The sequence below is a fragment of the Herminiimonas sp. CN genome (genome assembly GCF_000622895.1).
In the GTDB taxonomy this organism is placed as follows: Bacteria; Pseudomonadota; Gammaproteobacteria; order Burkholderiales; family Burkholderiaceae_D; genus AVCC01.
The window spans coordinates 1-7993 of sequence record NZ_AVCC01000116.1; the positions used below are offsets into that span (position 1 = coordinate 1).

The following is a 7993-nucleotide window of genomic DNA, read 5'->3' on the forward strand; positions in this document are numbered from 1 at the left end:
TGGACGAACGGACTGTATTTTGTGCAGATATTACGTAAAAATTGTTAGCCTGTGTAGTTAAAAAACTATACTTTGGCTGGATATCGGTTATTTGATAAACACGTTGCAAGCAAAATCAACAGTTCGCCAAATCGAGCGAGATGATGGGCACGCATTTTTGATGACGCCCTCCAGAAAAAAACATGCACGGACGAGAATGAGATGATATGCCAGTCAGCCGCATGCGTGAAATCAGGCGACGGCCAGATCGGATCTCAATTGCCGCACCTTATTTACAGCGTCGACGCCGTTAATGCGCCGCCGACCGGATTTGACATCAAGCCGGTTCAATCATCATGTTGTTGTGGCGTCAATGTATGCTGCGATGCTGACGCTACACTGACAAAAAAAGATCCGCCGAAAATATATTGGGCGGATCTTTTCACCTCAGCGTCATCGGCTGACGCGCACTGGAAGGTGCTTAGGTTTTGCTGCGGTTCCTTGCATTGGCTGCGATGCGCATGCGCAATGCATTCAGTTTGATGAAGCCGCCTGCATCGGCCTGATTGTAGGCGCCGCCATCTTCGTCAAAGGTTGCGATGTTCATGTCGAACAATGAGTCCGTCTTGGAATCGCGCGCTACCACAATCACATTGCCTTTATAGAGCTTGATGCGCACCCAGCCGTTGACGCACTGCTGGGTACTGTCGATCAAGGTTTGCAGTGCAGCGCGTTCCGGCGCCCACCAGTAGCCGTTGTAAATCATGCTGGCATAGCGCGGCATCAGATCGTCCTTCAGGTGCGCTACTTCACGGTCCAGCGTGATCGATTCGATCGCGCGGTGCGCTTTGAGCATGATGGTTCCGCCCGGAGTTTCGTAGCAGCCGCGGGATTTCATGCCGACATAGCGGTTTTCGACCAGGTCGAGGCGGCCAATGCCATGCTTTCCGCCCAGGCGATTGAGTTCCGTTAAGACTTGCGCCGGCGACAGGCGTTTGCCATTCAGCGCTACGATATCGCCTTTCTCGAATTCCACATCCAGATATTCCGCTGCATCCGGCGCGGCTTCCGGGCTGACTGTCCAGCGCCACATCGACTCTTCCGCTTCCGCGCTTGGATTCTCCAGGTGGCGGCCCTCAAAGCTGATGTGCAGCAGGTTGGCATCCATCGAGTACGGCGCGCCGCCATTCTTGTGCTTCATGTCGATTTCAATGCCGGCATCTTCCGCGTATTTGAGCAGTTTTTCGCGCGACAACAAATCCCATTCGCGCCATGGCGCGATGATTTTTACATTCGGCATCAATGCATAGGCGCCGAGCTCGAAGCGCACCTGGTCGTTGCCTTTGCCGGTTGCACCGTGGGAGATGGCGTCGGCGCCGGTTTCGCGCGCAATTTCAATCAGGCGTTTGGCAATCAGAGGACGGGCGATGGAGGTGCCCAGCAGATATTCGCCTTCGTACACCGTGTTGGCGCGAAACATCGGGAACACGAAATCGCGCACGAATTCTTCACGTACGTCGTCAATATAGATATTTTCCGGTTTGATGCCGAACTTGATGGCCTTCTGGCGCGCCGGTTCCAGCTCCTCACCCTGGCCGAGATCGGCGGTGAAGGTGACGATTTCGCATTGATAGTTATCTTGCAGCCATTTCAGGATGACCGATGTATCCAGGCCGCCCGAGTAGGCGAGCACAACTTTTTTGATGTCAGACATAAACAGCCTTTTTGTTAATCTGAAGGGTTAAATTCGGTGCGTAATTACACATCGGAACGATAGGTTTCCATGCGGGACAGTCAGACTTTCCCCAGTACCAGATATTCTAGCAAAGCCTTTTGCACATGCAGCCGGTTTTCAGCCTCGTCCCAGACTACCGATTGCGGGCCGTCGATTACTTCCGCCGCAACTTCTTCGCCGCGGTGGGCCGGCAGGCAGTGCATGAAAAGCGCATCCGGTTTTGCCCGGCGCATCTTGGCGGCATCGACGATCCAGCCGTCAAAGGCTTGCAGGCGTGCTGCATTTTCAGCCTCGAAACCCATGCTGGTCCAGACATCGGTGGTTACCAGATGCGCGTCTTCACAGGCGTCCGAGGGATTGCCGAACAGCGTGTAGCGGGTATTCGATGCGGATACCAGGTTGCGGTCGATGTCATAGCCTTTTGGGGTCGAGACATTGACATGAAAACCGAATACTTCGGCAGCTTGCAGCCACGAATACAGCATGTTGTTGGCGTCGCCGATCCAGGCCACGGTTTTGCCGCCGATCGAGCCGCGATGTTCGATGTAGGTGAAGATATCGGCCAAAACCTGGCAAGGATGGTGCTCATTGGTCAGACCGTTGATCACCGGCACCCGCGAATTTTTCGCAAAACGGTCAATGATGTCCTGGCCGAAGGTGCGAATCATGATGATGTCGCACATGCGCGACATCACCTGCGCGGCATCTTCGACCGGCTCGCCGCGGCCGAGCTGGCTGTCGCGGGTATTCAGATAGATCGCGGCGCCGCCCAGTTGCTGCATGCCGGCCTCGAAGGACAGGCGGGTGCGGGTCGAGCTTTTTTCGAACACCATCACCAGCGTGCGGTCCATCAGCGGGTGGTACGGTTCGTAATTCTTGAACTTGTGCTTGATGATGCGGACACGTTCGATCACATGCTCGAACTCGGCAAGCGAAAAGTCGGAAAATTGCAGGAAGTGTTTGATTGTCATAAGTAGAAGCGGCAACAAGCATGAGGCCTGCTGCCGTAATTGCGCAACTGCTTCGATTATAAGGGATTAATCATAAAAATCTTCAATCGTATCCCTTGCTGAAATTCCCCGTTTGTGCCGGTTCGATACTCAATACAGCGTCTGCGACGATTCATGCACCAATTGCAGATACAAGGCGTGGCGCATGGCAGCAATCTGGCCCGATTGCACGGCTGCCCGCACCGCGCAGTGCGGTTCGTTGTTGTGATGGCAATTGTAATACTTGCACTGGCCCAGATGCGGCGCAAATTCCACGAACGCGCGTTCCAGCATGCCTTCGGTCAGATGATAGAGGCCGAACTCCTGAAATCCCGGCGAGTCGATGATCGCAGTGTTGCTGTCGGTCTTGTACAGGCGGGTGAAGGTGGTGGTGTGCTTGCCGGTATCGAGTGCTGCCGAAATTTCGCGCGTGGCAATTTCCGCATCCGGCACCAGCAGGTTGATCAGGGACGATTTCCCCATGCCGGACTGTCCGATCAGAATCGTCGATTGTCCGTCCAGCAACGGTTGCAGCGTCGCGCAAGCCGCTTGCGGCTGGGTGCGTGCCGATACTTCGTGGATCGGATAACCCAGTGCTGCGTAGGCTTGCAGGCGCTCGCGCGTTTTCGGCAGGGCCTCGGCGACATCGGTTTTGTTCAAAACGATGTGTGCTGCAACGCCGGCCGCTTCTGCCGCGACCAGCGAGCGCGAAATCAGGTCATCGGCAAAACCGGGTTCGGTGGCGACCACGATGAACAGCTGCGTGACGTTGGCCGCCAGCAACTTGGATTTGTATTGATCCGAGCGGTACAGCAGGGTCTTGCGTTCGGCAATCGATTCGATCACGCCCTGGTTGGCTGAGGTCAGCTTCAGGTTGACGATATCGCCGACCGCGACATCGCTCTTTTTGCCGCGGGTGACGCATTGCAGCTTCTGGTCATCGGCGTCGACCAGGTAGTGCCTGCCGTGCGCTGCAATTACGGTGCCGGAAAGAGCCGTCATGAAGTTGTCATTCAGCGGCATCCGATCAGGAAAAAGTTTGCTCGAAAATCGCGTTGACCTTGGTCGCGCAGATGAAGTCGTTTTCCGAAATGCCACCGCGATTGTTGTTTGCAGTGTGGGTATCGAATTTCACCAGGCAGCGGTTGTAGGTGACGGTCAGTTCAGGATGGTGGTCTTCCGCATGGATTACATAGGCAATCGCGTTGACGAAGGCCAGCGTGTCGTAATAATCCTTGAACTTGAACGCCCTGGCGATGCATGCGCCATCCTGTTGCCAGCCGCTGACCGCGGCCAGATATTCGGTGATTTCGGTTGCTCCCAGCGCGGCTGCATTGGGAGCACATTTTTTTTGTAGCAAGGTATTGGTATCAATCATCTGCATCACTTTTTTTAAGCGGAAAGTAACTTACTGATGCGCACGCTGGCCGGCGGATGCGAATCATAGAAGGCCGAATGCAGCGGGTCGGGTGTCAGGGTTGATGCGTTGTCTTCATACAACTTGACCAGTGCCGACACCAGGTCCTGTGAGCGGGTGTGCTTGGCGGCGAAGGCATCGGCCTCGAATTCGTGTTTGCGCGAGGTGATCGATGTCAGCGGCGACAGCAGGAAGGTAAACACCGGCAGCGCCAGCATGAACAGGATCAGCGCCATCGCATCGGTGCCGGCCAGCAGCATCGGATCAACCCCCAGGCCGGTATAAAACCAAGGCTGGTTTTTCAGATAACCCAGCAGCGCCAGAAAGCCGAGCGATACCAGAAACATCACGGCAATCCGCTTGATCACGTGTTTCAGCTTGAAATGGCCGAGCTCATGGGCCAGCACCGCCTCGATTTCTTCTGGCGCCAGGCGCGACAGCAAAGTATCGAAAAAGACGATCCGCTTGGCCGCGCCGAAGCCCGAAAAATACGCGTTGCCGTGGGCGCTGCGCTTGGAGCCGTCCATCACGAACAGACCCTTGGCGGCAAAGCCGACCCGCTGCATCAGGGCTTCGATGCGCTGCACCAGACCCGCATCGGCCAGCGGCGTGAATTTGTTGAACAGCGGCGCGATCACGGTCGGATACAACACCAGCATCAGCAACTGGAAGCCGCTCCAGACCAGCCAGGTATACAGCCACCACAGGCTGCCGGACTTTGCCATCAGGGTCAGCACCAGCCACAGCAAAGGCAGGCCGATGACGGCGCCGATCAGCGTGTTTTTCAGCATGTCGGCAAAGAATAATCGCGCGCTCATCTTGTTGAAGCCGAAGCGCTGTTCCAGCGAGAACTGCTTGTAATAGTCGAAGGGCAGGTCGATCAGGCTGGAAATGAGGGCGAATGCGAGAATCAGGCCGATCTGGTAAGTCATGCCGGCGCCGCTGAGATTGAATACTGCAGTCGATAGCCATTGCAGGCCGCCCAGCAGGGTGAAGCCGATCAGCACCGCAGCATGCACCAGCAGCAGGACGACGCCGAGCTTGGTCTTGGCGATGGTGTAATCGGCGGCTTTCTGATGCGCGGCTAGCGGGATCTTGCCGGCGAATTCGTCCGGCACCGCGCTGCGATGCGCAAGGATATGCCGGATGTGGCGGGACGCCAGCCAGAACCGCACGACCAGCGTGAGGAGCAGGAAGCTGACGAACAAAACTGAAAATGCGAGTGAAGACATGCTGTGCCTGTGAGAAAATGACGGCTTGCTAAAGGAAGATTATGTCACAAGCCCCTGAATTACCAACATCCCCCGACAAACCGGCAGTGCCAGTGCGCCCGAACGAGTTCAACCTGGTCTGGGTTGACATGGAAATGACCGGCCTCGACCCGGATAACGACCGCATCATCGAAGTCGCGGTCGTGGTCACCGATGCGCAACTCAATATCCTGGCCGAAGGCCCGGTGTTCGCGATCCACCAGCCGGAAGCCATCATGAACGGCATGGACGCCTGGAACAAGGGCACCCACGGACGCTCCGGCCTGATCGAGCGGGTCAGGACATCGACGGTCAGCGAAGCTGATGTCGAGTCGGCGCTGATCGATTTCCTGAAACATTTCGTGCCGGCCGGAAAATCGCCGATGTGCGGCAACACGATCTGCCAGGACCGCCGCTTTATGGCGCGCGGCATGCCGAAGCTGGAAGCCTTCTTCCATTACCGTAACCTGGACGTTTCGACGCTGAAGGAACTGTGCAAGCGCTGGAAGCCGGAAATCGCCACCGGCTTCAAGAAGCATCAGAAGCATACCGCGCTGGCCGATATCATCGAATCGGTCGAGGAACTGCGCTACTACCGCCAGCACTTCATCAAGGAATAAGCGCCATCCGGCCTGCTGCTTATAATTAGACAGTTATTTCATGCGCTTGGCGCATGAAATATACTTAATGATGTATTTTTAATCCCGCACTGATCCATGCGGGAAATGCGCTATAAATGGCAATACCCCCTGTTTTATTGCTAGAATCTGGTCATCCTGACTGGTTTTCCCCGGCTGGCTCGGCGCCGCAGCACTTCTTGAATTTCTTGCCGCTGCCGCAGGAACACAAGTCGTTCCTGCCGACTTTCGGCGCTTCGCGCTTGATCGGGGCCACTGCCGATTTGTGGTGTGGTAGCCAGAAGCGGTAGATTTCCGGAATCGCCGCTTCGATCTCGACTGCCAGCTTGTGGCGCTTGATCGGGTCGTCCACCAGCGCCATTTCCTCTTCCTCGATTTCTTCCGCGCCGAGCAGGTAGATCGGGCGCACTACGTCGGCCAGATTCGAGGCCCAGATCGGCTCCCAGGCTTCTGCGCGCAGCTGGATGCCTTCCCAGAAGCCCCAGGCCCAAGCCTCGCCGTCGATCACCGAACGGCCTTCGTGTTCGTATTCGCAATACAGCGGCTCGAATTCCTTCGGCGCCACTTCCAGCGTCACCGCGATCTCGTTCATCACGCGCGCGATCAGGCCGGTGATGCGCTCCAGTTCCTTTTCGGATTTGAATTTCGGCGCTTTTTTCAGCTCCGGGCCCCAGACGTTGGGCAGCCATTCCTGCATCAGCACCATTTCCGGGCCGATCACCAGCGCGGTCAGGTAGCCATGCAGCGAATCCATGGTCATGCCGTCTTCCGCGCAGCGGTCGGAGAGAAGGAACTGGTCCAGTTCGTTGAATTCTTTGTCGGATAGCGGGTCGTCGAGTTGCATGAGTGTCTCTGTCAGGATGAAGGCGGCAAGACCCGCAGTGTACCGCGTCGGGCCGGCAGGCGCGATTGCGCTGGCGCCGCAGGGCCGTACAATGCGGGCATGAACCCATTGAATCCCCCCTCGTTTGCGACCCTGTCGCCCGACCGCGTGCTGGATGCGCTCGATAGTGTCGGCCTGCACGGCGACGGCCGCATGCTGGCGCTGAACAGTTATGAAAACCGGGTGTACCAGATCGGCATGGAAGACGCGCCGCCGCTGGTGGTCAAGTTTTACCGGCCGCAGCGCTGGAGCGATTGCGCCATCCTGGAGGAACATGCATTCGTGCAGGAGCTGTTCGAGCGCGAGATCCCGGTAGTGCCGGCGCAGCTGGTGAACGGTTCTTCGCTGCAGGTGTTCGAAGGCTTTCGCTTCGCGGTATTCGCCCGCCACGGCGGGCGCGCGCCGGAACTGGAAGATCGCGCCACGCTGGAATGGCTGGGGCGCTTCATCGGCCGCATCCATGCGGTGGGCGCGCTGCAGCCGTACCGGGAGCGTCCGACGCTGGATATCCAAAGCTTCGGGATCGAGCCGCAAGCGTATTTGCTGTCGCACGACTTCATTCCGCCCGATCTGCTGGCCGCGTATCGCAGCGTCAGCGCGCAGGCGCTGGAAGGCGTGCAGCGCTGCTATGAGCGCGCCGGCGCGCTGCAGATGCTGAGGCTGCACGGCGACTGCCATGTCGGCAATGTGCTGTGGACCGATGCCGGCCCGCATTTCGTCGATTTCGACGACAGCAGGATGGGGCCGGCGGTGCAGGACCTGTGGATGCTGCTGTCGGGCGACCGCGCCGACCGCTCGCGCCAGTTGGCCGATTTGCTGGCCGGCTACGAGGATTTCTGCGACTTCAATCCGCGCGAGCTGCATCTGGTGGAAGCGCTGCGCACACTGCGCCTGATCCACTACGCAGCCTGGCTGGCGCGGCGCTGGGACGACCCAGCCTTCCCGGCGGCGTTCCCGTGGTTCAATACCCAGCGCTACTGGCAGGACCGGATTCTGGAATTGCGCGAACAGATCGTGCTGATGGAGGAGGGGCCGCTATGGATGATTTGAATCGCCTGCAGCTGCGGTAGGGCGCACACCGTGTACCTTGCGCATAAAAATC

The 7993-nt window shown here is 57.6% G+C and carries 8 protein-coding genes; 2 read left to right on the top strand and 6 right to left on the bottom strand.

Annotated features, from left to right (window positions below; genetic code table 11):
• Nucleotides 1-460: 460 nt before the first annotated feature.
• From HMCN_RS0116390 to HMCN_RS0116410, 5 genes are all read right to left on the bottom strand, one after another.
• Nucleotides 461-1693 (bottom strand): argininosuccinate synthase, encoded by a 1233-nt coding sequence (locus HMCN_RS0116390; protein ID WP_025918397.1) that lies wholly within the window; start codon nt 1691-1693, stop codon nt 461-463.
• 80 nt (nt 1694-1773) lie between these two features.
• The gene (gene argF, locus HMCN_RS0116395) at nt 1774-2685 is read right to left on the bottom strand and encodes an ornithine carbamoyltransferase (protein WP_025918398.1); all 912 of its coding nucleotides are present in this window, start codon (nt 2683-2685) and stop codon (nt 1774-1776) included.
• A 129-nt stretch (nt 2686-2814) separates the two neighbouring features.
• A complete protein-coding gene (rsgA, locus tag HMCN_RS0116400) occupies nt 2815-3705 on the bottom strand; it encodes a ribosome small subunit-dependent GTPase A (RefSeq protein ID WP_025918399.1) in 891 nt (296 codons plus the stop codon).
• A 25-nt stretch (nt 3706-3730) separates the two neighbouring features.
• A complete protein-coding gene (locus HMCN_RS0116405) occupies nt 3731-4081 on the bottom strand; it encodes a 4a-hydroxytetrahydrobiopterin dehydratase (protein ID WP_025918400.1) in 351 nt (116 codons plus the stop codon).
• Between the two features lie 14 nt (nt 4082-4095).
• The gene (locus tag HMCN_RS0116410; RefSeq protein ID WP_025918401.1) at nt 4096-5352 is read right to left on the bottom strand and encodes a M48 family metallopeptidase; all 1257 of its coding nucleotides are present in this window, start codon (nt 5350-5352) and stop codon (nt 4096-4098) included.
• A 41-nt stretch (nt 5353-5393) separates the two neighbouring features.
• Between HMCN_RS0116410 and orn the strand changes: the two genes are divergently transcribed.
• The gene (gene orn / locus HMCN_RS0116415) at nt 5394-5990 is read left to right on the top strand and encodes an oligoribonuclease (RefSeq protein ID WP_025918402.1); all 597 of its coding nucleotides are present in this window, start codon (nt 5394-5396) and stop codon (nt 5988-5990) included.
• Nucleotides 5991-6141: 151 nt separating this feature from the next.
• Here orn and HMCN_RS0116420 read toward each other — a convergent pair whose 3' ends face one another.
• Entirely contained in the window at nt 6142-6852 is a 711-nt protein-coding gene (locus tag HMCN_RS0116420) for a UPF0149 family protein (protein WP_025918403.1), read from the bottom strand.
• A gap of 99 nt (nt 6853-6951) precedes the next feature.
• Between HMCN_RS0116420 and HMCN_RS0116425 the strand changes: the two genes are divergently transcribed.
• A complete protein-coding gene (locus tag HMCN_RS0116425; RefSeq protein ID WP_025918404.1) occupies nt 6952-7941 on the top strand; it encodes a serine/threonine protein kinase in 990 nt (329 codons plus the stop codon).
• Nucleotides 7942-7993 lie beyond the last annotated feature (52 nt).

What these genes read in the sequence shown, in the direction of transcription:
- HMCN_RS0116390 (WP_025918397.1), bottom strand. Translation starts at nt 1,693, where the DNA reads ATGTCTGACATCAAAAAAGTTGTGCTCGCCTACTCGGGCGGCCTGGAT.
- argF (WP_025918398.1), bottom strand. Translation starts at nt 2,685, where the DNA reads ATGACAATCAAACACTTCCTGCAATTTTCCGACTTTTCGCTTGCCGAG.
- rsgA (WP_025918399.1), bottom strand. Translation starts at nt 3,705, where the DNA reads ATGACGGCTCTTTCCGGCACCGTAATTGCAGCGCACGGCAGGCACTAC.
- HMCN_RS0116405 (WP_025918400.1), bottom strand. Translation starts at nt 4,081, where the DNA reads ATGATTGATACCAATACCTTGCTACAAAAAAAATGTGCTCCCAATGCA.
- HMCN_RS0116410 (WP_025918401.1), bottom strand. Translation starts at nt 5,352, where the DNA reads ATGTCTTCACTCGCATTTTCAGTTTTGTTCGTCAGCTTCCTGCTCCTC.
- orn (WP_025918402.1), top strand. Translation starts at nt 5,394, where the DNA reads ATGTCACAAGCCCCTGAATTACCAACATCCCCCGACAAACCGGCAGTG.
- HMCN_RS0116420 (WP_025918403.1), bottom strand. Translation starts at nt 6,852, where the DNA reads ATGCAACTCGACGACCCGCTATCCGACAAAGAATTCAACGAACTGGAC.
- HMCN_RS0116425 (WP_025918404.1), top strand. Translation starts at nt 6,952, where the DNA reads ATGAACCCATTGAATCCCCCCTCGTTTGCGACCCTGTCGCCCGACCGC.